The following is a 26,988-nucleotide window of genomic DNA, read 5'->3' on the forward strand; positions in this document are numbered from 1 at the left end:
ATACAGCGCCGCCGGAAAGGCGTAAAGGCGGCGTGGAACGAAGACCTCCCATGCCGACTTGTGCAGGGTCGCGCGAGTGCCATGTTATAGCTCGACCGAGCCCTTCCCCGGAGACCAACCATGCCACATTCCGCCATCGTCAAAGACAATGTCGCCGTGATCACGGGCGGCGCATCCGGCATCGGATTGGCTGCCGCGCTGGCCTTCGCGCGCGCCGGCTTGAAGGTGTGCATCGCAGATGTGGATCAGGCGCGGCTGGCGGAAGCTGCAACAAAACTGTCATCCGTCACGCCTGCCACACATGTGATGACGTTCGCGGTCGACGTCAGCAAGGCCGAGAGCGTGACGGAACTGGAACGCGCCGTGCGCGAGCGCTTCGGCAGCACCGACATCCTCATGAACAATGCCGGCATCCAGCCGGGCAGCACGCTGTTCGGCGAGCCCGATAACTGGCAGCGGATCATCGGCGTCAACATGTGGGGCATCATCAACGGCTCGCGCATCTTCGCGCCCGGCATGATCGCGCGCGGCAGGCGCGGCCTCATCATCAACACCGGCTCGAAGCAGGGCATCACCACGCCGCCCGGCGATCCCGCCTACAACGTCTCCAAGGCCGGCGTGAAGGCTTTTACGGAAGCGCTCCAGCACGAGCTGCGCAACACGAAGGACTGCCGCATCACCGCGCATCTGCTGATCCCCGGCTTCGTCTTCACCGGCCTGACCGCGAAGGGCCGCACCGAGAAGCCGGCCGGAGCCTGGACGGCTGAGCAGACCGTGGATTTCATGCTGGCGCGGCTGGAGGCCGGCGACTTCTACATCCTGTGTCCGGACAACGACGTGCCGCGCGCGCTCGACGAGAAGCGGATGCTGTGGGCGGCGGGAGACATCGTCGAGAACCGCCCGCCGCTGTCGCGCTGGCACCCGGACTATGCCGACGCGTTCGCGAAGTTCGTGAAGGGGGAGTGACTATCAGACCCTCATGGTGAGGAGCGCGGAACGCGCGTCTCGAACCATGAAGGCCCCGCTGCGACAGCTCGGCCTCTATCCTTCGAGACGCCCGCTTTCAGCGGGCTCCTCAGGATGAGGAGTTAGAGCCTCGCGGCGCAGCAATACCGCGCAAGCGCCCTACAGCGTTTCCTGCTGATGCCCGCAATTCTTGCAGGCGAACTTGACCCGGCTCTGGCCCTTTTCCGCCTGCACCCGGTTCGGCGCGCCGCACTTGCCGCAGACGGCCTCGATGCGGGTCGAGCCCTGCTTGACGACGATGGTCTTCTTTTCCATCGATTCGCGGATCAGGCGCTCGGCCTCCTCACGCAGGGATTGTTTCGACAAAGCTCATCTCCGCCTCTGGAAAGCGCGAGAGCCATAACGCACCTGCGTTCGAATCTCAATCGGCAATGCCGGCTCAGACCTCGACAATCACATAGCTGTCTTCGACATGCACCGGAAACGTCTCGGCGACATACGGGCCCTTCTGCAACTCTTCGCCACGTTCCACCGCGACCGGATAGGACCGGATCTTGACCCGTTTCGGATCGAACCAGGACTGGCCGTTGCGCATGTCGAATTCCCAGCCGTGCCAGGGACAGCGCAGCATCTCGCCGACGCGCGAGCGCTCATAGATTCCGGGCTCGGGCGAGGTCAGCCGCGCTACGCATGCCGCCTTCTCCAGCGGGGCGCCCTCATGCGGGCAGCGGTTCAACAGCGCGAAGAACTCGCCGTTAACGTGGAACACGACGATGTCGCGGCCCGCGATATCGACGACCTTGTTGCCGCCGGGCGGGATCTCCGAGGTGCGCGCGACGATGTGACGGGCCATATCCGTTCAGAACCTCTTTGCTCAGAACTTGTAGACCGCGCGGGCATTGGTGCTGAAGATCTTCTTCCGCTCGGCTTCAGAGAGCGGCGTCTTGAAGGCGAAGCGCGGATCGTCGAAATCCCAGTGCGGATAGTCCGACGAAAACAGAAGACGGTCGATGCCGACCCATTCGATCAGCGAACGCAGATGCCGCGCCTCGTCGGGCTCGTCGATCGGCTGCGTCGTGAACCAGAAGTTTTCGCGCACATATTCCGACGGCTTGCGCCTGAGATGCGGCACCTCGCTGCGGAAGCGTTCGAAATGCTGGTCCATCCGCCACACCGCCGACGGGATCCAGCCGAAGCCGCCCTCGATGAAGACGATCTTCAGCTTCGGAAAGCGCTCCGGCACGCCTTCGATGACGAGGCTCGCAAGCTGCGCCGCGATGGTGTGCGCGTTGGACTGATGCTCCTCGACATAATAGGACGGCCAGCCGCCACCGGTCGGCGCATGGCCGCCATAGCCGCCAACATGGATGCCGAGCGGCAGGTCCAGCGCCTCGGCGCGCTCGTAGATCGGCCAGTAGCGGCGGCGGCCGAGCGGCTCGTTGGCGCGCGGCGAGACGTTGATCTGGATATACTCACCGACCTTGGCGCAGCGCTCGATCTCGGCGATGGCGAGATCCACGCCGTCCTGCCCGACCAGGATCGAGGCCTTCAGGCGCGGATCGCGATGCGACCAGAACGCAAGCTGCCAGTCGTTGATGGCGCGCTGGATCGCGGCGCCGAATTCCAAATTCTGCTGCGAGAAGATGAAGAGATCGAGCACCTGCAAGATCCCGAACTCGACATCGAGTGGATCGAGATGCTGCTTCTGCATGAAGGCGAGATCAGAGCCGGGCGGCCCGCCGGTCGGCGGCCACGCATCGCGGCGCGCGATCAGTGGCGAGGAGCGCGGATAGGGCGTGGTGAAGAGATAGGGCGTGCGCAGATGGCTGCCATACTCCTTCAGATGCTGCTGCCAGCGTTTCGGCAGGAACTCGTTGAGATCGTCGGTCGAGCGCAGGCTCGGATGCACGTCGCAATCGACGATGCGCAGCCGCGAGGTGGCGGGCTTTTCTTCGTCGAGCAGCGGGCGGTCGATGACGTCACTCATGCGATCCTCCAAACTTTTTGTTTGCGCATGATCTTATCGGGAAACCGGTACCCACTTTCCCGGATCATGCGTCAGTTGATCGACAACCGCGGAAACGTTTCCAGCGGATTGTCGACGCACATCTTTGCGATGATGCTCTTCGGCAGGTTCGGCGGGATCGGATCGTCGCCGTCGAACTGCCAGTGCGGATAGTCGGACGCGAACAGGAACATCTTTTCCGAGCCGATCTGGTCGATGATCTCCTCGACGCTTTTGGCGTCGCCCGGCGCGTCGAAGGGCTGCATGGTGACGCGGAAATTGTCGCGGATGATTGCAGCCGGCTCGCGTTCGACCCAGGGAACCTCGACGCGGACGCCGCGCCAGGTCTTGTTGGCGCGCCACATGAAGGCCGGCAGCCAGCTCACGCCGGATTCCATCAGCACGACCTTCAGGTTGGGAAACTTGCCGAAAACGCCTTCATAAATGAGGCTCAGGATCTGCGCCTGAAACGCCTGCGCCTCGACGAAATAATATTCGTAGCGGTGCGACGGCCAGCCGGCCGAGCTCGGCGCCTGGCGATATTGCGTGCCGGCATGGATCGCCAGCGGTAGCTGGTACTTCTCGGCAAGCCGGTACACCGGCCAGTAATGCCGCCGCCCCAGCAGCGTCTCGCCCTGTGCCAACACGAGGATGGAGACGAAACGATTGTCGCCGGCGCGGCGCTCGATCTCCTCGATCGCGAGATCCGGGTCCTGCATCGGCACCACGATGGAGGCGCGCAGGCGGCGATCGCGCGACAGCCATTCGGCGGCGATCCAGTCGTTGATCGCCTTGCAAAAATCCGCCGCCATATAGGCGTCGAATACGGCCTGCGCGCCATAGAGCACGTTGAGGATCGCGTGGCTGGCGCCCAATTGATCAAAGGCGCCCTTCTGCACCATGGCGAGATCGGAGCCGGGCTTGGCGCCATTGGCCGGTCGCCAGTCGGCACGGCCGGTCAGCGGCATGCTCGGCGGATAGGAGGTGAGATCAAGCCCGTCGATGGCGCGGCTCACGACCTGCTCTTTCCAGTGATCGCTGAGATAGGGAAGCAGCGTTGTGCGCGTGCCACCAACTGCCGGGTGGATATCGCAGTCGATCCGCGTCACCGCCATGAAGCTTCCTCGCGCAATCTTATTGGCGGCGTTCTTGTGCGCCGCTTGCGCAGAGTGCCCCTGCCCGCGCTGGCGCGCAAGGTCGCCCGCCCGCGCGATCCGTCATGGCTCGGTTGCATTTCGCAGGCGCGATACGAAGCTCCGCGATCGCCGCTCGGGGCGACCGCTCGAGGATGGATGGTCTCACGGCGCGAGCGGTGGATGCCGGGGCATCCGCCGCTCCATATTGCAGGTAGCTTCGCGCTTATATGCGCTCTCGCCTCAGGCCGCCTTGGACACTTCCATGAGCAGGCGCTCGGCCTTGGCATCCTCGATGCGGTTCACCAGCCGGCTGCTCTCGTGATTGTCGCGCACCGTCTTGGTCAGGGTGATGCAGGTCTGGATCAGCATCACGATGCCCATGGTGAGATAGCCCTTCATCCAGAGATCGATCGGCAGGAAGAAGATGCCGATGGCGACGAGGAACGCGGAGGCTGCGAAGGACGCGTAAGTGAAGGTCACCCAGGCGCTGCTGTGGGGCTGGCCGTTCTGGTTCATGATGGTCTCCTGTCGGTTCGAATGATGATGGGGTTTGGGGTCAGGCAGTCGGCATGCGCTTGGACTTCAACCGCGCCAGCACGTCGTCCGCGGTCGTCTTGAGCCGGGGGCCAAAGCCCTGCTCGGCGAGCCGTTCGGCGGTGGCGAGCGGACCGCTGGCCGCATCGAGCTCGACCAGCGCGTCGTCAGCGGCCTGGGCTTCCATTTGCCGGTCGCGCAGGCGCCTCAAGGTGCTCTCCGCTTCCGGCAGCGTGGATTCGTAAGGGCGTGCCGCCTCGATGCCGCTGCGGCGAAGCGAGCGCACCGCTTCCGAGGCACGGGCGACACGACGGCCGCGATCGAGCTCGGTGATGCGGGCCTGCGCGCTTGCGACATGGCGCTTCAGCCGGATGATCTCGGTCGCGAACAATGCGCGTGCGGTCATCGCCGCATCGCGATCGGCCTCCAAGCCCGCGATGGCTTCGGCGGCATCCTTGGCGAGGTCCTCGCGGCCACCGTCGAGCGCCGCAACCGCACGGGTCTCGAGATCGGCGATGCGGGCGACGGTCGCCTCGAGCTTGCGGCCTTCCTGCTGGTCCTGGGCGATCGCCAGCGCCAGCGTCCGCTTGCTGCGCTCGACGGCGGCGGCCGCGTCGCGCATCTGCTGGTCGAGGATCAGGAGGGCCGTACGGTCTTCCAGTTCCTCGCCCGCGGCCGCCACGCTGCCGCGGAAAAGTGTCACTACGGTCTTGAACATTTGCTGCTCCCTGTTATGAGCGTTGCTCACAGATGGTTTGTAGCAGAGACCTTGAACATCGTTCAATAAATATTTGAGCGTCGCTCAAGAATTTGGTTAACAGATGACTAAAGCCTTGGAACGTCGAGAGAAACTGCGGGCCGACCTGATCCAGGCGGCTGAGCGGATGATCGCTGAGCGAGGGTTGGCGGGTCTCAAAACCCGCGATCTCGCCCGCGAGATCGGCTGCGCCAATGGCGCAGTCTACAATCTCGTCGCCGACGTGGACGAGTTGGTCCTACGCGTCGGCTCGCGCACGTTACTCCGGCTCGACAAGGTGCTCAGCGCGGCGGTGAGCGCGGGCAATCCGTCGCCGCAGGAGACGCTGGTCCGCATCGCGATCGCCTATTGCGATTTCGCCGCAGAAAATCTCGAGCTCTGGCGCGCAATGTTCGAGCATCGCATGGAGCCCGGCAAGGAAGTCCCCGACTGGTCCGTCGACGACCAGTTGCAGCTGTTCCGACACATCTACGCGCCACTGGCATCGTTATTTCCAGACAGAGGGACCGAGGAGCTCGGCATCACCGCACGCAGCCTGTTCTCGGCCGTGCATGGCATGGTGGCGCTGGGGCTCGAGCAGAGGCTGGTCGCCGTGCCGCTGCCGGCGCTGCGGAAGGAAATCGCGGGCCTGGTGCGGGCGATGATCGACGGCTTGATCGCGCGGGCGGCGTAGAAGCCGAGAGAGCGCAGCGAAACCGGTGGCGGCGCCTGACTAAAATTTCGCCTGTCGCATCGCTGGCAGCACGCTTAGCTTTCGCCGCGTCTCGTCCTCTCTCCGGAGTCTCCCATGCCCCTCCTCATCCGCGGCGGCACCGTCGTCAATCATGATCATTCGCGCCGTGCGGACGTGCTGATCGACGGCGAGACCATCGTCGCGATCGGAACATCGCTCGATGCACCGACGGGCGCGGAGATCGTCGATGCCGGCGGCGCCTATGTCATCCCGGGCGGGATCGATCCGCACACCCATCTCGAAATGCCGTTCATGGGCACGGTGACTGCCGACGATTTCGAATCCGGAACGAAGGCGGCGCTGACCGGCGGCACCACCATGGTGGTGGATTTCTGCCTGCCCGATCCCGGCCAGTCGATGCTCGCGGCCTATCAGGAGTGGCGGCACAAATCCGAGAAGGCGGCGACCGACTACGGCTTCCACATGGCGGTGACGTCGTGGTCGAAGCAGATCTATGACGAGATGGAGACCGTGGTCAAAACCTACGGCATCAACACCTTCAAGCATTTCATGGCCTACAAGGGCGCGCTGATGGTGAACGACGACGAGCTCTACAACTCGTTCGCGCGCTGCGCCCATCTCGGCGCCATGCCGGTGGTGCATGCGGAAAACGGCGACGTCGTCGCCTTGATGCAGGAAGCGCTGATCGCGCGCGGCGTCACCGGCCCCGAGGGCCACGCCTACTCACGGCCGCCGGAGGTCGAGGGCGAAGCCACCAACCGCGCCATCATGATCGCCGACATGACGGGCACGCCGGTCTATATCGTGCACACGAGTTGCCGCGAAGCGCATGAGGCGATTGCCCGCGCACGGGCTGCTGGGAAACGCGTCTATGGCGAGCCGCTGATCCAGCATCTGCTGCTGGATGCCGGCGAGTACCAGGACAGGGACTGGGATCATTCCGCGCAACGCGTGATGTCGCCGCCGTTCCGCGACAGATCGCATCAGGACAGTCTTTGGGCCGGCCTGCAATCAGGCTCGCTCCAGGTGGTTGCCACCGACCATTGCGCCTTCACCACGGAGCAGAAGCGGTTCGGGCTCGGCGATTTCAGGAAGATCCCGAACGGCACCGGCGGCCTCGAAGATCGGCTCGCACTGTTGTGGACCGCGGGCGTCGCCACGGGACGGCTCACGAAGGAAGAATTCGTCGCCGTGACCTCGGCGAACATCGCGCGCATCCTCAACATCTACCCGCGCAAGGGCGCGGTCGCCGTCGGTTCGGATGCCGATGTCGTGGTGTGGGACCCCAAGGCGAGCAAGACCATCAGCGCGAAGCGGCAGATGAGCCGGATCGATTACAACGTGTTCGAAGGCTTCGCCTGCACCGGCGGACCGGCCGCGACGCTCTCGCGTGGCCGCGTCGTCTGGAAGGCTGGCGATCTGCGCGCCGAGGCCGGCGACGGCCACTACATCGAACGTCCGGCGTTCTCGCCGGTGCACGTCGCCAACTCGACGTGGAAGCAACTGACCGCCCCGCGTGCGGTCGCACGCGGGGCGGTCACGCCGTAGGGATTCTCCAGTCGTCGGTCAGAAGCGATAGTTCACACCGACGGTCACCGCGTGGATTCTGTCCTTCAGGTTCCGCTGAAGGTCACTGGCGGGACGGAATTGGTCAGAACGAAATCGTTGGCGCCGAAATCATAGTAGTCGTACGCAAAGTTCGTCGACCAGTGCGGCGCGAATGCCCAATCGAGGCCGACACCGGCGGTCCAGCCAGTGCGCGTCGCGGTCGCCTTGGGATCGACCGGGAATCCAAGAAGCGGAGGCGTGACAACATTGTCGGCCTTTTCCCGCGTCCAGGCGACGCCGCCGCGGCCATAAGCAAGCCAGTTCAACACGCCACAGCGGAAACAGCACCATGCTCTGCCGGGGACAGACCTGCGACGCCGTTGGAATTCCGGGGCGAAATCGCGACCACGTTTCGTGGGCACGTCGGCTCGCCCCGGAATGGCGAACGACTCAAGCCGCCTTGCCGGCCCGCAACCGGTCGAGCACCGGCAACAGTTCGGACGGATCGGGGCGATGCGTGTAATCCGGGTTCACCTCCGCATAGGCGATGATGCCGTCGCGGCCGATGACGTAGCGCGCGGGCATCGGCAGCACCCAGGCCGGATTGTCGTTGAACGTCGGCAGGTCGTTCTTGAAGGACTTGTAGAGCGAGACGAGATCGACCGGTAGCGCGAAGCGGATGCCGAAGGCGTCGGCGAGGCCGCTCGCGACGTCGCTCAGGATCGGGAACGACAGCTTGTTCTCGCGCTCCGACTTACGGCTGTTCGGCGCGGTCTGCGGCGAGATCGCAACCAGGCTCGCACCACGTGCGGCGATCTCCGGCAGCGCCTCCTGCAGCGCCTGGAGTTCGAGGTTGCAATACGGGCACCAGACGCCGCGATAGAACGACACGACCAGCGGTCCCTTCGCGAGCAGGTCGCGCGACGCGACCTGCTTGCCGTCGGGATCCCTGAGGATGAATTCCGGCGCGGCGTCGCCGGCCTTCTTGGCGCGCTGCGCCTGGCCGCTCGCGATCAGTTCGGCGGTGGCGCGTTGCATGGTGTCGAGCGCCTCCTGGTTGGGCTTGAGCGGGAAGCGGCCGGCTTCGAAGTCGGCTTTGAAGGCATCGAGTTTGTCTTGAAGGGCCATGGGTAGCTCCATCTTTTGCTGTTGGCCCGTCCTATCTGGATCATTCGAAAATGAAGGGGTATACGGTCGATACGGAGAACATTTATCTGGATTTCAAATGAGTGACCGGCTCCAGGAATTGGCCGTCTTCGTCCGCGCGGCGGAGAGCGGCAGCTTTTCGAAGGCCGCACGCGAGCTCGGCCTGTCGCAGCCCTCGGTGTCCCGCATCATCGGCGAGCTGGAGGCCCGGCTGGGCGTCAAGCTGCTGCTGCGAACCACGCGCCGCATCACCGTCACCGACGCCGGCGCGCTGTTCCTCACCCGCGCACGCGAAGTGCTGGCCGATATCGAGGACGCCGAGGACGCCGCGCGCGGCATCGACTCGCTGCGTGGCACGATCCGCATCACGATGCCCGTCATGTACGGCGCCCGGAACATCATCCCGCGCCTGCCGAAATTCCTGGCTGCGCATCCGCTGCTGCGCGTCGAGCTATCCGTGGTCGACGAACGCCAGGACCTCGTCGCAGAGGGGACCGATGTCGCCATTCGGCTCGGCCTGCTCAACGACTCCAGCTTTGGCGCGCGAAGTCTCGGGATATTGCCGCGCCTCGTGGTGGCATCGCCGTCTTATCTTGCCATCTGTGGCACACCGAAAACGCCGGCGGACCTCGCGTCCCACGATTGCATTTTCGGACCAGGCCAGTCCGGCCGCACCAGTTGGTCGTTCACGCGGAACGGAGCGGAGACATCGGTCGATGTCCGCGGCCGCATCACCACCGATTCCGGCCCCGGCGTATTCGCCTGTGTGCAGGCGGGGCTCGGCATCGCGATCACATCGCCAATCATGGCCGGACCCGAGATCGCCGCCGGCACGCTGGTCCCACTGTTGAAGAGCTACAAGCTTTCGCCCATCGACGTCTACGCCGTCTTCCCGGGTGGCCGCCGCCCCTCGACCAAGGTGCGCGCTCTGGTGGACTATCTCGCGACCGACATGAAGCAGACGCCATGAGCGACGCGCCGGACCGTTCCGCGGGCACAGCGGGCTGCGACACCATGCGTCGCATTTACTGGCATGGCGCTTGCCTCCTTTGGTCGCAATTGGCTCAAGGAGGCATCGATGAATGCATCGTCTTTCGACATCAGCCGCCGCAATGTGTTGCTGGGAGGCCTTGGCGCAGCTGGATTGACCGCCATCGCACCTCGCTTCGCCACTGCCCAAGGGCGTAGCGAGACGCTGCTGGTGGTGCAGGAGCTCGGGCCGAACTCGCTCGACATGCAGGGCGTCGGCTCCAACCAGACCGTGAACGGCCTGTCCTGGAACTGTTACGACCGCCTGCTGACCTACGCCTCCAAGACGCTGCCCGATGGGACCGTGTCCTATGATCGCGAAAAGCTCGCGCCCGAACTCGCCGAGAGCTGGGAAGTCGCCGCCGACGGCATGTCCTGCACCTTCAGGCTTCGCAAGGACGCGAAATTCCACGACGGCACGCCTGTTACCGCCAAGGACGTCAAATGGTCGTTCGACCGCGCCGTGAAGGTCGGCGGCTTTCCGACCTTCCAGATGTCGGCGGGTTCGCTGGAGAAGCCCGAGCAGTTCGTGGTGGTCGACGACCACACCTTCCGCATCGACTATGTCCGCAAGGACAAGATGCTGCTGTTCAACGTCGCCGTCGTCGTCCCCTTCATCATCAATTCCGAACTCGCCAAGAAGAACGCGACGGCGGAAGATCCCTGGGCGCTGGCCTGGCTCAGGACCAACGAGGCCGGTGGCGGCGCCTACAGGATCGAAAGCTGGAAGCCAGGAAGCGAGACGGTGCTGGCCCGCTTCGACGACTGGAAGAGCGGACCGCTGCCGAAGATCAGGCGCGTGATCGCGCGCGACGTCCCCTCCGCCGGCACGCGCCGCGCGATGCTGGAGCGCGGCGATGCGGATATTTCAAGCGGCTTTGCGCCGCGCGATTTCGAGCAGATCATCAAGGAGGCAAAGGTCAAGGTATCGGGCGTGCCGATCCCGAACGCGCTCTGGTACGTCGCGCTGAACACAGCGAAGCCGCCGTTCGACAATGTGAAGCTACGGCAGGCCATCGCCTGGGCGATGCCCTATGAGCAGATCCAGAGCAGCGCGTTCTTCGGCCGCGCCGTTCCAATGTATGGCGGAGCGGCGGACGTCTCAAAACCGGTGTGGCCACAGCCCTCTCCCTATGTCACCGATCTCGACAAGGCCAAGGCGCTGATGAAGGAAGCAGGCTTTGAGTCCGGCCTGGAGACGACCTTGTCGCTTGACACAGGCACTGCGACCGTCGGCGAACCGACCGCCATCCTGATCCAGGAAAGTCTGGCCAAGATCGGCATCAAGGCGTCGATTGAAAAAATCCCCGGCGCGAACTGGCGCACGACGCTGAACAAGAAGGAGCTGCCGCTCGCGCTCAACCGCTTCAGCGGCTGGCTCGATTATCCCGAGTACTATTTCTACTGGAATTTCCACGGCAACAATTCGATCTTCAACATCTCGTCATACCAGAACAAGGCGATGGACGCGCTGATCGACAAGGCGCGCTTCACGGCGGATGCGGCGGAATACGACCGGTGCGTGAAGGATTTCATCGCGCTCTGCATGCGCGACGTTCCCGTCGTTCCGCTCAACCAGCCGATCCACGACGTCGCCATGCAGAAGGCCATCACCGGCTACGAGTTCTGGTTTCACCGCGAACCCGACTACCGCCAGTTCGCGAAGGGCTGATGCCAGTCGACAACGCGGACGACGTCCGAGGCGGCTCGCGCCTGCTCGGTCGGGAAGCCCCGCGCCAACCGTGCCGCGCTCGTGCGCAGCATCGCCGCGTCGAGCTTGCCCTGCTGCGACCCATCCAGCGCGCAGGCGAAGACCCGATAGAATTGCGCACCATCATAGGCAACCAGCAGCAGATCGACGCCGGCGTTGATCGCCTCGACCACGGCTTTGCAGACGTCGTGCTGGTAGATCGCACCCATCACGAGGTCGTCGGTCATCACCATGCCCTGGTAACCCCACTTGTCGCGGATGATGCCATCAATAACGCGTTTCGAATGCGAGGCGGCGCGATCGGGATCGACGGTCGTGAGCGTCACGTGCCCAACCATGAGCGCGCTGCGCGAATGCGACAACACCTCGCGGAACGGCAGCCAGTCGGTGGCTTCGAGCTCTTTTACCGGCGTATCGAGCTTGGCGCTGAAATGATGCGTGTCCGTGCGGACGCGGCCGATGCCGGGAAAATGCTTCAGCGTAGCACCGACGCCTGACTCTTCCAGCCCGCGCACATAGGCGCTCGCGATCGTGCTGACGACGGCAGGGTCGGTCGCAATCGCGCGCTGACCGATCAGCGTGTGAAAATCGAGACGATTGCGCCGAACCGGCGGCTTGAGGTCGAGCACCGGCGCGAGGTTGAGGTTGACGCCGAGCCCGGCGAGCTCGCGGCCGTGGATACGGCCGAACTCTTGGGCCCTGGCCTGCTGTTCGTCGGGGGCGAGCCCGCTGAGCGTCGCCAGCGCCGGCACCTTCGTCAGCGGCGGCGCGAGATGTCCGACGATGCCGCCCTCCTGGTCTGCCGCAACGACCAGCGGCGGCAGGCCGGCGGCGCGCCGCTTGTCCTGGAGCGCCGCGATCTCGGCGCGCAACGTCTCGACGGTCCGGCCGTGGATGTTGCGCCGGGTCACGTAGACGCCCCCGATCAAGCCCTGCTCGGCAAGGCGCGCAACCTCGGGAAAGGAGGAATAGCCCACCATGAAGTGAGGTCCGAGCTGACGCGCCTCGGTGGCGCTCGCGGCGAGCACGTCGTGCTTGCGCAGCTCGAACTTCAGATGCGCCGCCGACATCAGGACCGGCGGCAGGCACCAGAGCACGACGAGCAGCTTGCCCGCGATGGTACGCCAACGCCCTTTGCGGAGCAGGAGGATGACGATCGCGAGGCTTGCGACGACAAGCGCGAGGTTTCCCGCGCCGCGCAGCGGGACCAGATAGGGATCGTTCTTGTTGGCGGCCACGAATGCGACGAGCGGCGCGGCCAGCCAGAGCAGGATGAGACCGATACGACCGAGGAATTGCATGATGCGTCACACGCTATGAGTGGCGAATGCTCCGCACCTATCAAAGCGAATCACGCTGTGCGAGAGGCAAACGCGCGCCTGCACGAAAACTGCAGAAGACTCCTGAAACCGTGCAGATGATGGTCCCGCCTTCTGCACAACAGGTGTTCAGACTTCGTGATGCCACCCATCACGAAAGGTCATTTGGATATGACGAGCCTGGCTTCGACGATAGCAGCGGAAATCCAGCCGATCAGGCATTCCTCGATCCCGGCCAAGGTCGGCCTCGCGCTGGTGCTGGCCGCGCTCGCCGACTGGCTGTTCTACGGCCAGCGGATCGGGCTGTCGCTGACGCTCTTTGCGGTCGCGATGGCCTGCGTGTCGATGCTCTTCAATCATGCGGCCCTGGGTCTGCGGCGCGCCATGATCGGCACGGCCGTTCTCGTCGCCGGCCTCGTTCCGGCCGTCGAGGAGCTGAACATGCTGTCCTTCCTGATCTTCACCATGGCGCTGGCCATTGCGCTTCTGATCGCGACCAATCCCGAAACGACCGGGTTCGCTGAGCGTGCCCGCGCGCTGCGCAACTTTGTCCTGTTCGGGCCCTTCAGGTTCTTCCTCGAGGCGCTCCAGATCTTCAACATGTCGGCGTTCACCCGCGGCATTGCACTCTGGCTGCTCCCGGCAACGCTCAGCACCGTCTTCGTCGCGCTGTTCGCCGCGGCCAATCCGGTGATCGAGCAATGGGTGTCCCTGCTCAATCCAAAGCTCATCCTCGAATACATCAGCATCCCGCGCGTGCTGTTCTGGGCCATGATGCTGGCGCTGGTCTGGCCGTTCATCCATGTGCGCTGGCGGCGCAGGACGATTGTCACCACCGCCGTTGCCGATGGCCCCGTGCCGGCCCCGCTCCCGCCCTTGGTCTCGGCCGAATTTCTGAACCCCTCCACCATTCTGCGCTCGCTGATCTTGTTCAACCTGCTGTTCGCGGCGCAGTCCATCCTCGACGGGATCTATCTCTGGGGCCATGTGGCGCTGCCCGACAATTTGACCTATGCGGCCTACGCCCATCGCGGCGCCTATCCGCTGATCGCGACCGCGTTGCTCGCCGCCGCCTTCGTGCTGGTCGCGATGCGCCCGGGCGGGGCGGCCGAGAAATCAAGAGTGATCCGGCCGCTGGTCTATCTCTGGGTCGGGCAGAACGTGCTGCTCGTCGCCTCCTCCATCCTTCGCCTCGATCTCTATGTCGACATCTACATGCTGACCTATTGGCGCATCGCGGCCTTCATCTGGATGGGGCTGGTGGCGCTCGGGCTGGTCCTGATCGTGGCGCGCATCGCGCTCAACCGGTCCAACCAGTGGCTCGTCGGTGCCAATCTGATCGCGCTGACGATCGTGCTCTATAGCTGCTCGCTTGTGAACTTCGATGCGTTCATTGCCGACTACAATGTCACCCACAGCCGGGAAGCATCGGGCAAAGGCGTGCAGATCGACATCAACTATCTCCTGACGCTCGGGCCGCAGGCGCTGCCTGCCATCGACAAGGCCATCTTGCTCCGGCCCGGCGCCCCCGAGAGCTGCCTTGTGTCGCGCCGCGACCGCCTTGTAGAACAGCAGCGCCAGGATCTGGCCTGGCGGAGCTGGGGCTTTCGGAGCTGGCGGCTCCCGCGCAGGCTGGACGCGCAGGCAAAGGATCAGCAGGCAGGCTGAGGAAGCGGAGAGGTTCTTGGCGCATCGCATTCTCATCGTCGACGACGAGGGCCACATCCGCGAGGTCATCCGCGTCGCCCTGAAGAAGGCCGGCATGGACGTGATCGAGGCGCGCGACGGCAAGGAGGCACTCGCCCGCTTTGCCGCCGACAAGCCCGACCTGATCGTGCTCGACATCGGCATGCCCGAGTTCGACGGGCTCGATGTCTGCCGCGAGGTGCGCAAGGTGTCCGACGTGCCGATCCTGTTCCTGTCGGCGCGCGACGAGGAGATCGACCGCATCCTCGGCCTCGAGATCGGCGGCGACGATTACGTGACGAAGCCGTTCAGCCCGCGCGAGCTGGTGGCGCGTGTCAACGTCATCCTGCGCCGCCTCAGCCCGCGCAATGGCGAGGCCAAGACCGGGCCGGGCGCGCTGTCGCAAGGCGGCCTGCTGATCGATCCCGAGCAGCATGTCGCATCCTTTGCCGGCACGCCGCTGAAGCTGACCGCGATCGAGTTCGGCATCCTGCGCGCGTTCCTGACCCGGCCGACCTCGGTGTTCAACCGCGAGCAGCTGATGCGGGCGGCCTATCAGCTCAACATCCAGGTCTCCGACCGCACCATCGACAGCCACATCCGCAACATCCGCGCCAAGCTCACGGCGCACAATTGCGAGAACGTGATCGAGACCATCCACGGCGTCGGCTTCAAGCTCGGCCGCTGCGAGAAAGAGGCATGAGCGCAGCGCCCGACAAATGGCGGCCGTCGCTCACCCTCGTGATTTTCACGGTGCTGGCGACCGTCGGCGTGCTGCCGCTGGTCGGCCTGTTCTTCTTCCGCCTCTACGACAACCAGCTCATCCGCCAGACCCAGGCCGAGCTGATTGCGCAGAGCCGCGTGCTGGCGACGATCTATGCGCAGGAGGTCACGGCGCGGCTCGACAGCGGCCTGACGCTCGGCGCCGAGGTGCCGCCCAACGTGCTGCCCGACCCCGGCGACCAGGTCACCCCGATCCGTCCCGCGCTCGACCTCACCGCCAACGATCTCTTGCGGCGGCGGCCCGATGCGCAAGCCGCGCCGCAGCCGGCGCAGCCAGCCTATGTCGAGATCGGCGCAAGGCTGACGCCGATCATCCGCGAGACCCAGAAGGTGACGCTGGCGGGTTTTCGCATCCTCGATCCGCAGGGCGTGGTGATCGCCGGGCGCTACGAGGTCGGGCAGTCGCTCGCCCATATCGAGGAGGTCGCGGACGCGCTGCACGGGCAATACCGCGCCACCCTGCGCAACCGCGTCCCGGATCGACCGCCGCCGCCGATCTATTCCTTCAGCCGCGGCCTCGGCGTGCATGTGTTCTCGGCGATGCCCGTCATCGTCAACAATCGCGTCGCCGGGGTGATCTACACCACGCGGACGCCGAGCAACATCTTTGACCATCTCTACCAGGAGCGGGCCAAGTTCGTGCTGGCGGGGCTCGCCGTGATCCTGGGCACCATCGCGATCGGCCTCGTATTCTCGCGCACCATCACGCTGCCGATGCGCGAGCTGATCGACCGCGCCGCGCGCATCGGCCGCGGCGACCGCGAGGCGTTTCGGCCGCTCCGGCATTACGGCACCCGCGAGTTCGCCCAGCTCTCGCACAGTTTTCTCGGCATGGCGGAACAGCTGGCGCGGCGCTCGGACTATATCGCGACGTTCTCGGCCCACCTCACCCACGAGCTGAAATCGCCGCTGACCTCGATCAAGGGTGCGGCCGAGCTGTTGCAGGATTCGTTTCAAGGAAAGCCGGAAGGCCTGACGCCTGCCGAGCAGAAGACGTTCATCGCCAACATCCTGTCGGACACGCAGCGGCTGGAGGCGATGGCGCAGCGGCTGCGCGAACTCGCCCGCGCCGAGAGCCTGCCGCAGAACGAGCGCACCGAGCTTGCGCCTGTCATCGCCGACCTAAGGAGCCGGTTTCCGGCAAGCTCAATCGAGGCCAGCGGCCGCCTCGACCGGGCGATCGGCATGTCCGGCGAGAAGGCGCTGATCGTGCTGTCGCATCTCGCCGACAACGCGATGCGGCACCGGGCGAGGACCATCAGGCTGGAGGCGGTGGACGAGCGGACGACCCTGCTTGTGACGGTCAGCAATGATGGCGAGCCGATTTCGGCGCCGAACCGCGACAGGATATTTGATGCGTTCTTCACCACCCGCCGCGACCAGGGCGGCACCGGGATGGGGCTGGCGATCGCGCGCGCGGTGATGGCGAGCCATGGCGGCTCGATCAAGCTGAAGCCGACCGACGAGGGCGCGGCCTTCGAGCTCCAGTTTCCGATAGCCTAGATCGCGAATACCCAGGCGGCGACGATGGTGCCGATGGTGACCAGACCGGCGATGGTCCAGCCGGCGGCATATTCCAGCTCAGGATGACCGGTCGCCCGCATGATCTCTGCCGGATCGGCGGTATGCTTCTCTGCCATGACAGCCTCGCACGTTTTTTTCCGTGTCCTATGTAAGTCGCTTCAGCCGCCAATAGGTTCCATCACGGAAATGCGAGGAATGACGCAGCTAGGTCTATTCGCCGAACCGCAAGCCGGTCCTGCCGGGCTTCGCTATACCGATGACTTCGTCGTGGCCGCCGTCGAGCAGGACTTGATCGGCCGCATCGCAGCATTGCCGCTGCAGCGCTTCCAGTTCGGCGCCTTCGAGGGCAACCGCCGGGTGGCCTCGTTCGGCTATCGCTATGACTATTCGCTGCAACGGCTGGCCGAGGCCGAGCCGATCCCGGACTGGGTCCTGCCCGTCGCGCGGCAGGTCGAGGCCTGGGCGGGCCTCGCCGCCGGCAGCGTCCGGCAGGTGCTCTGCACCGAATATGACACCGGCGTCGGCATCGGCTGGCACCGCGACAAGCCGCATTTCAAGGAGATCCTCGGCCTGTCGCTGGGCTCACCGTGCAAATTCCGCTTCCGCCGCCGTAGCGGCGACAAATGGGAGCGCCACGCGCTCGAAGCCCTGCCGCGCTCGCTCTACCTGATGGACGGCGAGGCGCGGTCACAATGGGAGCACAGCATCCCGCCGGTTGAGGCACGCCGCTATTCGATCACCTTCCGGACGATGAAGCAGGCGTGACCGGCCCCCCCAAAACAAAAACTGCGAAAACAACCCCATGCACAGTAGAACGCGCGGCCGGCATGCGGCCGCGGTCGCGCGCCCCAAATGTTTGACACGTCGGACCAAAACAGCCGCGCCGCGCAATCGTCGCGCGGTTCGCGGATTTTCCCTTCAATTGCGGGCCAGGGGCAAGATTTCGGGGGGAAGAGAAGCCGCCACTCGACTCTCCGCAAGATTGTAAGTTAGTCTCGCTTCTATCGACCGGTCCATTTTTAACCGATGTTGCAGCATTTCAGGGCGCGGCACGGCGCCGTCCCGGCAGAAGACATTTTCAAGGGAAGCTCGCGATGCGTTCGCTGTTTGCGCGGCTGCACCGGCGTTACGGGCCCAGGATTTCGGGGGCGGAGCGCCAACGGCGGGTCAAGGACAAGCTCGCCCTTCAACCCACCCCACCCACGATCCGTTCACCCACCGCGCTCCGCGCGCTGGCGGTGCGACGCCCGAAAGTCGCGATCATCGGCGGCGGCTTCGCCGGCCTGATGGTGGCCTCCGAGCTCGTCGCGCATTGCGAGGTGACGCTGTTCGAGGCCCGCGACCGCTTCGGCGGCCGGGTTCTCAGCAAGAAGAAGCCGAGCGGGATCGTCGAGGCCGGCGGCGAGCTGATCGGCTACAACCATCCGCTCTGGCTGAAATATGCCAAGCGGTTCGAGCTCGGCCTCTCCGTCATCACCTCGGACACCAATTTCGACGCGCTCGAGCTCGACATGCCGGTGTTTCTCGACGGCCACAAGCTCTCCGACGGCCAGATGAAGCTGGTCTATCACGAGATGGACGATGCTTTCGGCAAGCTCAGTCGGTGGGCCGGCAGGGTCAAGCCTGACAAGCCCTGGCGCGCCAAGGGCGCAAGGAAACTCGACGCCAGGACGATTGCGGAGTGGATCGCCAGCCTCGACTGCTCGAAGCTCACCAAGCACGCCATGGACGAGCAGTTCTCCAACGACGCCGGCCAGCCGACCACCAAGCAGAGCCTTCTTGCTAATCTGGCCGTCGTCGCGGGCGGACGGATGAAGGACCAGATCGACGCCTTCTTCACCCAGACCGAGACTTTGCGCTGCTCGGAAGGCAATCAGGAGCTCGCCATTCGTCTCGCGCAGGACATCGAGGACAAGGGCGCCAGCACCCACCTGTCGACGCCGGTGCGCGCCATCCGCATCGACAGCGAAGGCGTGACCCTGGAATTCAGCCCCTCCGGCAACGGAACGGCACGCGCGCCCTTCGCCGCCGACTATGCCGTGCTCGCGATACCCCCGAGCCTGTGGCCGGACTCACCCAACGCCAAGATCACGATCACGCCCCACCTGCCGCACGACTACTACGTCACGATGGGGACGGCTGTGAAATATCTCAGCCCGCTCAAGAAGCGCTTCTGGATCGGCGAGGGCCTCGCCCCGACTGCCATCTCGAACCAGTTCGGTGTCACCTGGGAAGGGACGGACAACCAGATCGCCCCGCCGGATCATCCGGTCGAGCTCAGCCTGTTTGCCGGCGCCGACGTCGCGGCGGAAGCTCTCAAGCACTACCAGCCCGGTGACCAGACGCAGGTCGACGCGTTCTACGCGCAGCAGATCGGCAGCGTCTACAAGGGTTATGTCGCGCATCTGGCCGATCAACCGGAGTTCATGGCTTGGCCGCGCGACGAATGGACCGCCGCCGGCTATTCCTGTCCCGCCCCGGGCGAGGTCTGCCGCGCCGGTCCGCTGCTGGCCAAGGGCTTCGAGGACCGCCTGTTCTTTGCCGGTGAGCACACCTGCTTTGCCTATTTCGGTTACATGGAAGGCGCTCTCCAGTCCGGCCAGACGGCGGCGGCTGCGATCATCAAGGCCATCGACAAGCAGCCTGAAGCGCATGGCTCTGCCCGGACTAGCAATTCTGTCATAGGTTCGGGGCGCCTTGCGGCGGCGAAGCCGTGACCGGAGAGGAAGCGACGCGAATGACATTCACGACAAGGGCCCGATCCAGGATTTGGGCCCGCATCATCTCCGCGCTCGCTTTTGCCGGCGCCTTCAACGCCGCCGGAGCCTCGGGGGCGACGCCTGCGAAAGTCTCGGGCTCGACGGCGCTGGCGCTCGCGGGCGTGATCGCGCCGCTGTCGCCGGACCTGACCGGCGCCGAGAGGAAGGCGGTGGCGATGCTGTTCGCCGCCAATGCCGAGATTCCCTACAAGAAGCCAATCGTGGTGACTGTGGACAGAATCGTCTGCCGCACCGGCAATGTCGACATCACGTTACGCAATTGCGAGCTGACCTTCGGCAAGAAGAGCAGGACCGTGAACGGTTCGACGGCCAATGAAATTTTCGCGACAGAAGCGCTCGCCGGCATTCCGCCCGATGGTGCGGCGGGATCGAACTTCGAGAGCCTGAGCAAGCTGAGCTGCACGATCGACCCCAATGCCATCCGCCGCAAGGACGGGAGCGGGGCCGACTGCACGTTCCAGCCGGGGAATTGAACCGCGCATGGGCAAGAACATGGGCAAGAAACCGGGTGCCGTGAAATCGCCTCAAGACGAACTAACTAATAAGGCGAATTGAAAAGACGGGCCAAATGCGCGAGCCCATATCGGGCACGCAGGGCCGGCACCAACATACCAACATGAAGAATTATCTCGCTTTCTTCCTCATCCTGGGCATGACGGCAGCCTCCGCACGCGGTCCGTTGCCCGCGCGGCTCACGGGGCCGTCCAATCTCGTCCGGGTGGGCCTCACCGACAACGACACGACCGCCGGTGGCACTGCGCGGCTGTGCGAGCAGATCTCCTTCTCGCGGGGGCTGCGCTACGGCGAGAGCGAGGCCAATGTGCTCGACGTCGCCACCAGCAGCGAGACCAAGGCGGATACGCCCCGGCCCGTGCTGGTGTTCGTGGGGGGCGACACCTTCACCGGCGATCGCGGCGCGCCGGACCTGTCACGCGAGGTCCAGGACCAGGCGATGTGCTTTGCCGCGCGCAACGGCATGATCGGCGTGCGCGTCAACTATCGCTTTGCGCCTGCGGCGACCTGGCCGATGGGTGCAACCGACGTCGCGGCGGCGCTATCCTGGGTCCACGGCAACATCGACCTGTTCAATGGCGATGCCCGCGAGATCGTCGCGGTCGGCTACGGCGCCGGCGCCTTCCATGTCGCCACCTTGCTGGCGCATCCCGAGTTCCAGACCGACCGCGCCGATGTCGCCGCCGTCGTGCTGGTGTCCGGGATCTACCGCGCGGGCAAGGACGCGAGCGACAGCGAGAAGGCCTATCTTGGCACTGACCCCACCCAATACGACAAGCGGTCGGTCTTCCCCGGCATCCTCAACGTCGACGCGCCGATCGTGCTGGCCTGGGCCGCGAACGATCCCGCGAACCTCGTGGCGCAGGGCGAGACCTTGAAGAAGACCCTCTGCGGCGCCGGCCACTGCCCGCGCAGCACGCTGCTGCGCAGCCGCGACGGCATCGCCGCCGCCTTCGGCCTCGACGGCTCCGGCGACAGCCTCGCCGAACCGACGCTGCTCCTGGTGCATCAGCTCGAGGCGCGGGAGCTGCCGTAGCGGCGCGTTGCGGGCGGCGCGACGACTTTCACCTTTTGCTGGGCCACCCCTCTCCCCCGCCCTCCCCCGCAAGGGGGGAGGGAGCGCAGCGGAGCACGTGGCCACGCTGTGCCCTCATCGCCGACGCGCTAATGAATGGAGTCACTCGCCAAACGAAAGATGCGTTCCCTCCCCCCTTGCGGGGGAGGGTTAGGGAGAGGGGTGCCACACGGCACGCTCTGTCGATTGATGGCCCGTCAACACGGCTGTCGTTTCGTTCGCGATGCGTCGCCTTGAAGCGGGCGATCAAGCCACAGCTTTGACAAACGCTTGACGTAGATCAAGCGGACTTGGTGCGGATTGAGCCGACCTCTTGGAGGGGCCAATATCAAGGTATCGAGCATGCGCGTCATCGGCAGGATGCTGTTCGTTTCGATGATCGCTATCGCGTCGCTTGGCGCGATGTCCCAGCAACACGCCGAACAACCCGCGAGCGGCGATGAAATCCGCATCGGCAATGTCATGCCGTATTCGGGACCGCTCTCGGAATTCGGCGCCATCGGCCAGGCGGAGGCCGCCTATTTCGACATGATCAACGCGCGCGGCGGCATCAACGGCCGCAAGATCCGCTTCATCACGCGCGACGACAATTCCGATCCGGCCACCGCGCTGGAGCTGACGCGCAACCTGGTCGAGAAGGACGACGTGCACCTGATGTTCGGCTCGTTCGGCACGCCCGGCAATATCGCCACGCGCTGGTACCTGAACGAGAAGAGAATCCCGCAGCTGTTCGTCGCCTCCGGCGACGAGGAGCTGAGCCAGGCCAAGGCGTTTCCCTGGACCATGGGCTGGCAGCCGTCGTTCCGGTCGGAGGGGCGCATCTATGCCAACTATATCCAGGCCTATTACCCCAAGAAGAAGATCGTGGTGCTCTGGCAGAACGACCAGTTCGGACGCATGCTCTACAGGGGCATCCAGGAAGGTCTTGGCGACCTGAACCGCCTTGTCCTCGTCGACATCGCCTTCGACATTGCCGATGAGCATCTCGAAGGGCATGTCTCGATCCTCAAGCGCGCGGGCGCGGACATCTTCGTCTTTCTCGGCGTGCCGTCGACGGCGTCCAAGGTGATCAAGCTGGCGGCGTCGCTCAAATGGCGCCCGGTCATCATCGTCAACGACGCCTCCGCCTCGATCGCCAACGCGATGGCGCCCGCGGGCCTGGAGAATTCGTCCGGCGTGATCTCGGCGGCCTTCCTGAAGGATCCGAGCGACCCCGCATGGAAGAACGACCCCGCCATGAAGGACTGGTTCGCCTTCATGGACAAGTACCATCACGTCGAAAGCACCAACAACAGCGCCGCGGTCTACGGCTACGGCGCAGCCGAGGCGCTGACACAGGTGCTGAAGCAATGCGGCGACGACCTGTCGCGCGAGAACATCATGCGTCAGGCGGCTTCGCTGAGGGATCAGCAGCCCTCCGTTGCGTTGCCCAACATCAGGATGAGCACCTCGCCCAACAGCTATCTGCCGATCAAGCAGATGCGGCTTGTGCAGTTCGACGGCCGTTCCTGGCAGCCTTTTGGCGATGTGATCGAGACCGCGTTCACGGAAGGGGCGGCGCGGTAAGCCGACTCGGACGCACCTTTTCCTGGGCCACCCCTCTCCCCCGCCCTCCCCCGCAAGGGGGGAGGGAGCACAGTGTGCCGCGTGGCGAGAGCTGGGCTCACAGCTCAATGAGTTCACAAAACCAAAGCCAATTGTCGTCACCTTGACGCAGCCACACGCGCAACTGCGTTCCCTCCCCCCTTGCGGGGGAGGGTTAGGGAGAGGGGTGCCACACGGCGCACTCTCGAGAGGAGTCACGCAAGTCTGCGCGCACCCTCACGCCGGCTTCAGCGCGGCCAGCGCGTTTTCCAGCAGCGAGCGGACGCGTGCTGCATCGCCTGACTTCACCATGGCGGGGTCGAGATACAGCTCGAGGCCGGGCGCGCGCTCGGTGATGACACCGCTCTTCTCCGCCGCCGCGTCGTTGAGCGCGTCGACCGAATAGGGAATGATTTCGCGGCTGATGCCCTTCATCGTGATCGCGGGCAGCGCGTGGGCGCGGACGATGTCGCTGACCAGCGCAAAGGTCTCGTAGCTCAGCACGATGCCGCCGGGCTCGGCGATCGATTGCAGGCGCGCGGCGAGGTTCGCTTCGGCGCCGATGATCGTATAATCCATGCGGTCGCTGCTGCCGAAATTGCCGACATTGCAATAGCCGGAATTGATGCCCATCCGCGAGCGGAACGGCTGCTCGATCCCGGAGGCGCGCCACTTCGCATTGAGCTCGGCAAGACGCTGCTGCATCCGCCAGGCCATCTGGAGGCAGGCCTCAGCGTCCGCACGGTCGCCCCTGGTCTCGGGGTCGCCGAAGAAGATCAGCATGGCATCGCCGATGAACTTGTCGATGGTGCCGCCATATTCATGGGCGATCGCCGACATCTCGGTGAAATATTCGTTGAGGAGCTGGGTCAGCAGCTCCGGCTGCAGCCGCTCGGCTGTCGCCGTGAAGTTCTGGATGTCGGAGAAGAAGATCGTCAGCTTCTTGCGCTCGGTGTGGATGGTGACGTCCTTCTGGCCGCTGAAGATGCTCTTGTAGACCTGCGGCGGGATGTAGCGCGAGATCTTCATCGACAACGAAGCCAGGAAGTCGTTGGCGGATTCGAGCTCCTTGTTCATGCCCTTGATGCGGCCGGCCTGGCGGCGCTGGAGCGAGAGGAACGACAGGCCGCAGCCGGCGGCGATCAGGAAATAGGCCAGCAGGAACTTGAACGAGAAGATGTTGGCGGCGATCGGCTGCGCAATGATCACCTCCTGGATACCTCTGATGTCGCCGACCTTCCAGTCCTTCTTCGGGCTCTCGGGGTGGCTGTTGTGGCAGCTGACGCAGGCCGGGCCCATCGTGACGGGCGCGACCAGGCGAACCTTGTCGGAGAACAGCGAGGTCTCGGTCTCGACGATCTTCTGCTCGGGATCCCTCCGAAGCGCGTCGAGCGCGTCCTTCTCGAACTTGTCGAGCTGGTGCGCGGCGCGGTTCTGGAACGGGAAATCCGAGACGAAGCGGTAGGTGATGTTCTCCTGCTGCGCGCCGATCACCCGTCCGAGCTCCAGCGACAGCGTCGCCGGGATCGGGATCGCACCGGGGACGGATTCGTAATTGTGCACGACCCTGGTGGTGCCATTCGGATTGGCCAGGATGCGGCCGACGACGTTGGACGCATAGTAGCTGCGCACGCTCGTGATCACCGAGTTGAGGTCGGCGGCCTGCCGGCGCAGCGCGGTCTTGCTGAGGTCGGTCAGGTCCAGCCACACCGCGACCGGCAAAGCGAGCAGGAGCAAGGCGATCACGGCCCCCGTGAGGATGCCGCTCTTGCGCTGTTCTTCGGAGATCTCTTGTTTCACCCTGTGGCTCCGTCGTGTGCGATCTTGACGCAAATCCCGGGAATTCGCGGCAAGAGCTTGCGGCGGCACAGAGCCCGCAAATGCGAGGCCGCGCAACCCCATTTCATGGTGGGTCGCAGCAAATGGCTTTTCGTTTCATGGCGAATGTTTAAGATCGGTATTAACCTGCATTCACTCCGCCGGGAGATCCTCCATATGACCGAGACCATCCGCATCAGGCGCTTCAATGCGCGCCCCGTGATCGTGCCGATGAATTTGCCGCTCAAGACCTCGACCGGCGCAGTCGCAAAGGCGCCGCTGGTGCTGATCGACTGCGAGACCGACCAGGGCGCGGTGGGGCATGCCTATCTGTTCTCGATCACGCCGTCGGCCTTGAAGCCGCTGACGGCGATGGTCACGGAAATGTCTGAGCTCGTCGCCGGCGACGAGCTGCTGCCGTTCGAGATCGAGCGCAAGCTGACCCAGCGTTTCACCCTGCTCGGCCTCGCCGGCCTGCAGCGGCTGGCGCAATCCGGCATCGACATGGCGGCATGGGACGCGCTGGCGCGTAGCAAAGGCCTGCCCCTTGCCCGCCTGCTCGGCGGCGCGCCGAAACCGGTGCGCGCCTATAATTCGAAGGGGCTCGGCATCATGCCGGCGGGCGCCGCGGTGGACGAGGCCCACAAGCTGCTGGCCGAAGGTTTTCACGCCGCAAAGATCCGCGTCGGCCGGCCCGATGCGCGGGAGGATCTCGCCGTGGTGCGCGCGGTGCGCAAGGCCGTCGGCGATCAGGTCACGCTGATGTGCGACTACAACCAGGCCCTGACGGTCACCGAAGCCATCCGCCGCGGCGAGATGCTCGACGACGAGGGTCTGACCTGGATCGAGGAACCGATCCGCCATGACGATTATGAGGGCAATGCTCGCATCGCGGATGCGCTGCGCACGCCGGTCCAGATCGGCGAGAATTTTGACAGTGCCTTCTCGATGCAATCAGCGCTGTCCGCGGAGGCCTGCGACTACGTGATGCCCGACGTGCAGCGCATCGGCGGCGTCACCGGGTGGCTCCGCGCCGCCGCGCTCGCGCAGGCCGCCGGCATCGAGATGTCGACGCACCTGTTCTCGGAGGTCAGCGCGCACCTGCTCTGCGTGACGCCGACCGCGCACTGGCTGGAATATGTCGACTGGGCCGACGCGGTGCTGGCGACACGATTGCAAATCAAGGACGGCTTTGCCCTGCCGGGCGAGGAGCCCGGCAACGGGATCGCGTGGGACGAGGCGGCGGTGAAGAAGTATCTCGTCTGATAAGACCGCCTCTTACGACCGAACAGCGGCAATCATACTCAGCTCGACGGGAGCGCCCCGCGGCAACTCGGCGACGCCGACAGACGTGCGCGTGTGACGACCGCGATCGCCCAAGCGCTCGATGAGCCGGTCGGAGGCCCCGTTCATGACTTGCGACTGCTGGGTAAATCCAGGCGCTGAAGCAATGTATCCAACGAGCTGCAGGACCTGGACGATCCTGTCCTCTCCGCCTGTTGCGTGGTTGATGGCTGAAATGCAGAGATCGGCGCAGAGAGCAGCGGCCTCCTGCGCGGCCGCGATATCGACATTTGCGCCGACCTTGCCCGCATACAGCAGGTCCTCACCGCGACGCGGCAGCTGACCACTGACATACGCAATTCCACCATGGATGATCACCGGCAAATAGTTGCCGCCGGGCTTGTTCACACTGCTCATCTCGGAAACCTGCCTTCTCGTCACGTCCGGCGAAGCGACACGTTTCGCCGAACCCCGCAAATTGTATCTCACCAGGCTCGTCGCCGTCATGGATGACCGGACAATGGCAGGCGGAAAGTCACGGATCAAGGCTGCGAAGCATTTGCATGCCGAAGGCAGTGCGGATCCGGCCCGACAAGGTCTCTCCACCGCGCATTGCGCAGCGGCGGCGGGCACGATAACGATGCCCCCATGTCCACATGGCGGCCCCACCCTCACATCCGCGTCGTCGCGCTCGGCCTGCACTGGCGGGACGGGCGGCTGCTCGCGGCCGAGGTGCGTGACGATGCGGCGCGGATCAAGGGCGTTCGCCCGCTCGGCGGCGAGATCGAGTTCGGCGAGAGCTGGCGGACTGCGCTGGTGCGCGAATTCAACGAAGAGCTCGGCATCGACATCACGATCACCGGCGAGCCGCTCGTGATGGAGAACATTTTTGTGCACGAGGGATCGACCGGGCACGAGGTGATGTTCATCGCGGAGGTCGCGCTTCCAGACGGCGCGTTCAGCGGCCAGGACCGCATCGATTTCCGCGAGGATAACGGGGAGCAGATCGTCGCGCGATGGTTCGACCTTGCCGATCTCGACGTGCAGGGCGGACCGAGCCTCTATCCGACAGGACTGAAGGACCTGCTGCTCCGGC

At 64.8% G+C, this 26,988-nt stretch carries 27 protein-coding genes; 15 read left to right on the forward strand and 12 right to left on the reverse strand.

The window, feature by feature from the left end; genetic code table 11:
* Nucleotides 1–120 precede the first annotated feature (120 nt).
* Nucleotides 121–966 (forward strand): SDR family NAD(P)-dependent oxidoreductase, encoded by an 846-nt coding sequence (locus tag AC1DW2_RS20980; RefSeq protein ID WP_166083544.1) that lies wholly within the window; start codon nucleotides 121–123, stop codon nucleotides 964–966.
* Between the two features lie 159 nt (nucleotides 967–1,125).
* Here AC1DW2_RS20980 and AC1DW2_RS20985 read toward each other — a convergent pair whose 3' ends face one another.
* The 6 genes from AC1DW2_RS20985 to AC1DW2_RS21010 all read right to left on the reverse strand — a co-directional run bounded on the left by AC1DW2_RS20985 (nucleotide 1,126) and on the right by AC1DW2_RS21010 (nucleotide 5,359).
* Entirely contained in the window at nucleotides 1,126–1,332 is a 207-nt protein-coding gene (locus tag AC1DW2_RS20985) for a hypothetical protein (RefSeq protein ID WP_014491844.1), read from the reverse strand.
* Nucleotides 1,333–1,405: 73 nt separating this feature from the next.
* Nucleotides 1,406–1,819 (reverse strand): Rieske (2Fe-2S) protein, encoded by a 414-nt coding sequence (locus AC1DW2_RS20990; RefSeq protein ID WP_014491843.1) that lies wholly within the window; start codon nucleotides 1,817–1,819, stop codon nucleotides 1,406–1,408.
* Nucleotides 1,820–1,840: 21 nt separating this feature from the next.
* Nucleotides 1,841–2,953 carry an amidohydrolase family protein gene (locus tag AC1DW2_RS20995; protein WP_477007097.1) on the reverse strand — a complete coding sequence of 371 codons (1,113 nt, stop codon included), beginning with the start codon at nucleotides 2,951–2,953 and terminating at the stop codon, nucleotides 1,841–1,843.
* Nucleotides 2,954–3,024: 71 nt separating this feature from the next.
* On the reverse strand, nucleotides 3,025–4,086 hold the full coding sequence (locus AC1DW2_RS21000; RefSeq protein ID WP_477007098.1) for an amidohydrolase family protein: 1,062 nt from the start codon (nucleotides 4,084–4,086) through the stop codon (nucleotides 3,025–3,027).
* Between the two features lie 261 nt (nucleotides 4,087–4,347).
* Nucleotides 4,348–4,623 (reverse strand): YiaA/YiaB family inner membrane protein, encoded by a 276-nt coding sequence (locus AC1DW2_RS21005; RefSeq protein ID WP_014491840.1) that lies wholly within the window; start codon nucleotides 4,621–4,623, stop codon nucleotides 4,348–4,350.
* A 40-nt stretch (nucleotides 4,624–4,663) separates the two neighbouring features.
* Nucleotides 4,664–5,359 (reverse strand): PspA/IM30 family protein, encoded by a 696-nt coding sequence (locus AC1DW2_RS21010; RefSeq protein WP_071909451.1) that lies wholly within the window; start codon nucleotides 5,357–5,359, stop codon nucleotides 4,664–4,666.
* 103 nt (nucleotides 5,360–5,462) lie between these two features.
* Between AC1DW2_RS21010 and AC1DW2_RS21015 the strand changes: the two genes are divergently transcribed.
* Nucleotides 5,463–6,071, forward strand: coding sequence for a TetR/AcrR family transcriptional regulator (locus AC1DW2_RS21015; protein WP_477007099.1), 609 nt, complete (start codon nucleotides 5,463–5,465; stop codon nucleotides 6,069–6,071).
* Between the two features lie 114 nt (nucleotides 6,072–6,185).
* Nucleotides 6,186–7,640, forward strand: a complete 1,455-nt coding sequence (gene hydA / locus AC1DW2_RS21020) for a dihydropyrimidinase (RefSeq protein ID WP_477007100.1) — start codon at nucleotides 6,186–6,188, stop codon at nucleotides 7,638–7,640.
* Nucleotides 7,641–7,705: 65 nt separating this feature from the next.
* Here hydA and AC1DW2_RS21025 read toward each other — a convergent pair whose 3' ends face one another.
* Both AC1DW2_RS21025 and AC1DW2_RS21030 read right to left on the reverse strand, forming a co-directional pair.
* Nucleotides 7,706–7,966, reverse strand: a complete 261-nt coding sequence (locus tag AC1DW2_RS21025; RefSeq protein ID WP_477007101.1) for an outer membrane protein — start codon at nucleotides 7,964–7,966, stop codon at nucleotides 7,706–7,708.
* A 124-nt stretch (nucleotides 7,967–8,090) separates the two neighbouring features.
* Entirely contained in the window at nucleotides 8,091–8,768 is a 678-nt protein-coding gene (locus tag AC1DW2_RS21030; RefSeq protein ID WP_477007102.1) for a peroxiredoxin-like family protein, read from the reverse strand.
* A gap of 97 nt (nucleotides 8,769–8,865) precedes the next feature.
* Between AC1DW2_RS21030 and AC1DW2_RS21035 the strand changes: the two genes are divergently transcribed.
* Nucleotides 8,866–9,756: a LysR family transcriptional regulator gene (locus AC1DW2_RS21035; RefSeq protein WP_477007103.1), complete on the forward strand. Its 891-nt coding sequence runs from the start codon at nucleotides 8,866–8,868 to the stop codon at nucleotides 9,754–9,756.
* Nucleotides 9,757–9,864: 108 nt separating this feature from the next.
* Nucleotides 9,865–11,487, forward strand: coding sequence for an ABC transporter substrate-binding protein (locus AC1DW2_RS21040; RefSeq protein ID WP_477007104.1), 1,623 nt, complete (start codon nucleotides 9,865–9,867; stop codon nucleotides 11,485–11,487).
* On the opposite strand, the gene AC1DW2_RS21045 is transcribed toward AC1DW2_RS21040, so the two are convergent.
* Nucleotides 11,463–12,827: a glycoside hydrolase family 3 N-terminal domain-containing protein gene (locus tag AC1DW2_RS21045; RefSeq protein WP_477007105.1), complete on the reverse strand. Its 1,365-nt coding sequence runs from the start codon at nucleotides 12,825–12,827 to the stop codon at nucleotides 11,463–11,465. The two genes, AC1DW2_RS21040 and AC1DW2_RS21045, sit on opposite strands and share 25 nt — an antisense overlap.
* A 189-nt stretch (nucleotides 12,828–13,016) precedes the next feature.
* On the opposite strand from AC1DW2_RS21045, the gene AC1DW2_RS21050 reads away from it, so the two are divergent.
* Genes AC1DW2_RS21050 through AC1DW2_RS21060 form a run of 3 tightly spaced genes read left to right on the forward strand, consistent with a single transcriptional unit; the run spans nucleotide 13,017 to nucleotide 16,817 of the window.
* Complete coding sequence (locus tag AC1DW2_RS21050) at nucleotides 13,017–14,513, forward strand: DUF4153 domain-containing protein (RefSeq protein WP_477007106.1); 1,497 nt, start codon at nucleotides 13,017–13,019, stop codon at nucleotides 14,511–14,513.
* A gap of 16 nt (nucleotides 14,514–14,529) precedes the next feature.
* Complete coding sequence (locus tag AC1DW2_RS21055; RefSeq protein ID WP_477007107.1) at nucleotides 14,530–15,234, forward strand: response regulator; 705 nt, start codon at nucleotides 14,530–14,532, stop codon at nucleotides 15,232–15,234.
* Nucleotides 15,231–16,817, forward strand: coding sequence for an ATP-binding protein (locus AC1DW2_RS21060; protein ID WP_477007108.1), 1,587 nt, complete (start codon nucleotides 15,231–15,233; stop codon nucleotides 16,815–16,817). Before AC1DW2_RS21055 ends, AC1DW2_RS21060 begins: the two co-directional genes overlap by 4 nt.
* On the opposite strand, the gene AC1DW2_RS21065 is transcribed toward AC1DW2_RS21060, so the two are convergent.
* Nucleotides 16,814–16,954, reverse strand: coding sequence for a hypothetical protein (locus tag AC1DW2_RS21065; protein WP_007597071.1), 141 nt, complete (start codon nucleotides 16,952–16,954; stop codon nucleotides 16,814–16,816). The genes AC1DW2_RS21060 and AC1DW2_RS21065 overlap by 4 nt on opposite strands.
* A 79-nt stretch (nucleotides 16,955–17,033) precedes the next feature.
* On the opposite strand from AC1DW2_RS21065, the gene AC1DW2_RS21070 reads away from it, so the two are divergent.
* From AC1DW2_RS21070 to AC1DW2_RS21090, 5 genes are all read left to right on the forward strand, one after another.
* Nucleotides 17,034–17,603 carry an alpha-ketoglutarate-dependent dioxygenase AlkB gene (locus AC1DW2_RS21070; protein ID WP_477007109.1) on the forward strand — a complete coding sequence of 190 codons (570 nt, stop codon included), beginning with the start codon at nucleotides 17,034–17,036 and terminating at the stop codon, nucleotides 17,601–17,603.
* A gap of 329 nt (nucleotides 17,604–17,932) precedes the next feature.
* Nucleotides 17,933–19,555, forward strand: a complete 1,623-nt coding sequence (locus AC1DW2_RS21075; protein WP_477007110.1) for a flavin monoamine oxidase family protein — start codon at nucleotides 17,933–17,935, stop codon at nucleotides 19,553–19,555.
* A gap of 20 nt (nucleotides 19,556–19,575) precedes the next feature.
* The gene (locus AC1DW2_RS21080) at nucleotides 19,576–20,091 is read left to right on the forward strand and encodes a hypothetical protein (protein WP_175618015.1); all 516 of its coding nucleotides are present in this window, start codon (nucleotides 19,576–19,578) and stop codon (nucleotides 20,089–20,091) included.
* Nucleotides 20,092–20,234: 143 nt separating this feature from the next.
* Nucleotides 20,235–21,167 (forward strand): alpha/beta hydrolase, encoded by a 933-nt coding sequence (locus tag AC1DW2_RS21085; RefSeq protein WP_166105555.1) that lies wholly within the window; start codon nucleotides 20,235–20,237, stop codon nucleotides 21,165–21,167.
* Between the two features lie 381 nt (nucleotides 21,168–21,548).
* Nucleotides 21,549–22,772, forward strand: coding sequence for an ABC transporter substrate-binding protein (locus AC1DW2_RS21090; protein WP_166083309.1), 1,224 nt, complete (start codon nucleotides 21,549–21,551; stop codon nucleotides 22,770–22,772).
* A 255-nt stretch (nucleotides 22,773–23,027) separates the two neighbouring features.
* Here the strand turns inward: AC1DW2_RS21090 and AC1DW2_RS21095 are convergent, their stop codons facing one another.
* Nucleotides 23,028–24,590, reverse strand: coding sequence for an adenylate/guanylate cyclase domain-containing protein (locus AC1DW2_RS21095; RefSeq protein ID WP_477007111.1), 1,563 nt, complete (start codon nucleotides 24,588–24,590; stop codon nucleotides 23,028–23,030).
* Between the two features lie 195 nt (nucleotides 24,591–24,785).
* On the opposite strand from AC1DW2_RS21095, the gene AC1DW2_RS21100 reads away from it, so the two are divergent.
* On the forward strand, nucleotides 24,786–25,874 hold the full coding sequence (locus tag AC1DW2_RS21100) for an enolase C-terminal domain-like protein (RefSeq protein ID WP_477007112.1): 1,089 nt from the start codon (nucleotides 24,786–24,788) through the stop codon (nucleotides 25,872–25,874).
* Between the two features lie 12 nt (nucleotides 25,875–25,886).
* On the opposite strand, the gene AC1DW2_RS21105 is transcribed toward AC1DW2_RS21100, so the two are convergent.
* A complete protein-coding gene (locus AC1DW2_RS21105; protein ID WP_014491815.1) occupies nucleotides 25,887–26,309 on the reverse strand; it encodes a RidA family protein in 423 nt (140 codons plus the stop codon).
* 231 nt (nucleotides 26,310–26,540) lie between these two features.
* Between AC1DW2_RS21105 and AC1DW2_RS21110 the strand changes: the two genes are divergently transcribed.
* Nucleotides 26,541–26,988, forward strand: a 448-nt coding sequence (locus tag AC1DW2_RS21110) for an NUDIX hydrolase (RefSeq protein ID WP_477007113.1), incomplete at its 3' end; no start/stop codon positions are given.

The organism is Bradyrhizobium sp. P3_C3 (assembly GCF_056402655.1).

Bases quoted from the DNA above. Each gene is read 5' to 3' on its own strand.
- AC1DW2_RS20980 (WP_166083544.1), top strand. From the start codon at position 121: ATGCCACATTCCGCCATCGTCAAAGACAATGTCGCCGTGATCACGGGC.
- AC1DW2_RS20990 (WP_014491843.1), bottom strand. From the start codon at position 1,819: ATGGCCCGTCACATCGTCGCGCGCACCTCGGAGATCCCGCCCGGCGGC.
- AC1DW2_RS20995 (WP_477007097.1), bottom strand. From the start codon at position 2,953: ATGAGTGACGTCATCGACCGCCCGCTGCTCGACGAAGAAAAGCCCGCC.
- AC1DW2_RS21000 (WP_477007098.1), bottom strand. From the start codon at position 4,086: ATGGCGGTGACGCGGATCGACTGCGATATCCACCCGGCAGTTGGTGGC.
- AC1DW2_RS21005 (WP_014491840.1), bottom strand. From the start codon at position 4,623: ATGAACCAGAACGGCCAGCCCCACAGCAGCGCCTGGGTGACCTTCACT.
- AC1DW2_RS21010 (WP_071909451.1), bottom strand. From the start codon at position 5,359: ATGTTCAAGACCGTAGTGACACTTTTCCGCGGCAGCGTGGCGGCCGCG.
- AC1DW2_RS21015 (WP_477007099.1), top strand. From the start codon at position 5,463: ATGACTAAAGCCTTGGAACGTCGAGAGAAACTGCGGGCCGACCTGATC.
- hydA (WP_477007100.1), top strand. From the start codon at position 6,186: ATGCCCCTCCTCATCCGCGGCGGCACCGTCGTCAATCATGATCATTCG.
- AC1DW2_RS21030 (WP_477007102.1), bottom strand. From the start codon at position 8,768: ATGGCCCTTCAAGACAAACTCGATGCCTTCAAAGCCGACTTCGAAGCC.
- AC1DW2_RS21035 (WP_477007103.1), top strand. From the start codon at position 8,866: ATGAGTGACCGGCTCCAGGAATTGGCCGTCTTCGTCCGCGCGGCGGAG.
- AC1DW2_RS21040 (WP_477007104.1), top strand. From the start codon at position 9,865: ATGAATGCATCGTCTTTCGACATCAGCCGCCGCAATGTGTTGCTGGGA.
- AC1DW2_RS21045 (WP_477007105.1), bottom strand. From the start codon at position 12,827: ATGCAATTCCTCGGTCGTATCGGTCTCATCCTGCTCTGGCTGGCCGCG.
- AC1DW2_RS21050 (WP_477007106.1), top strand. From the start codon at position 13,017: ATGACGAGCCTGGCTTCGACGATAGCAGCGGAAATCCAGCCGATCAGG.
- AC1DW2_RS21060 (WP_477007108.1), top strand. From the start codon at position 15,231: ATGAGCGCAGCGCCCGACAAATGGCGGCCGTCGCTCACCCTCGTGATT.
- AC1DW2_RS21065 (WP_007597071.1), bottom strand. From the start codon at position 16,954: ATGGCAGAGAAGCATACCGCCGATCCGGCAGAGATCATGCGGGCGACC.
- AC1DW2_RS21070 (WP_477007109.1), top strand. From the start codon at position 17,034: ATGACGCAGCTAGGTCTATTCGCCGAACCGCAAGCCGGTCCTGCCGGG.
- AC1DW2_RS21075 (WP_477007110.1), top strand. From the start codon at position 17,933: ATGCGTTCGCTGTTTGCGCGGCTGCACCGGCGTTACGGGCCCAGGATT.
- AC1DW2_RS21080 (WP_175618015.1), top strand. From the start codon at position 19,576: ATGACATTCACGACAAGGGCCCGATCCAGGATTTGGGCCCGCATCATC.
- AC1DW2_RS21085 (WP_166105555.1), top strand. From the start codon at position 20,235: ATGAAGAATTATCTCGCTTTCTTCCTCATCCTGGGCATGACGGCAGCC.
- AC1DW2_RS21090 (WP_166083309.1), top strand. From the start codon at position 21,549: ATGCGCGTCATCGGCAGGATGCTGTTCGTTTCGATGATCGCTATCGCG.
- AC1DW2_RS21100 (WP_477007112.1), top strand. From the start codon at position 24,786: ATGACCGAGACCATCCGCATCAGGCGCTTCAATGCGCGCCCCGTGATC.
- AC1DW2_RS21105 (WP_014491815.1), bottom strand. From the start codon at position 26,309: ATGAGCAGTGTGAACAAGCCCGGCGGCAACTATTTGCCGGTGATCATC.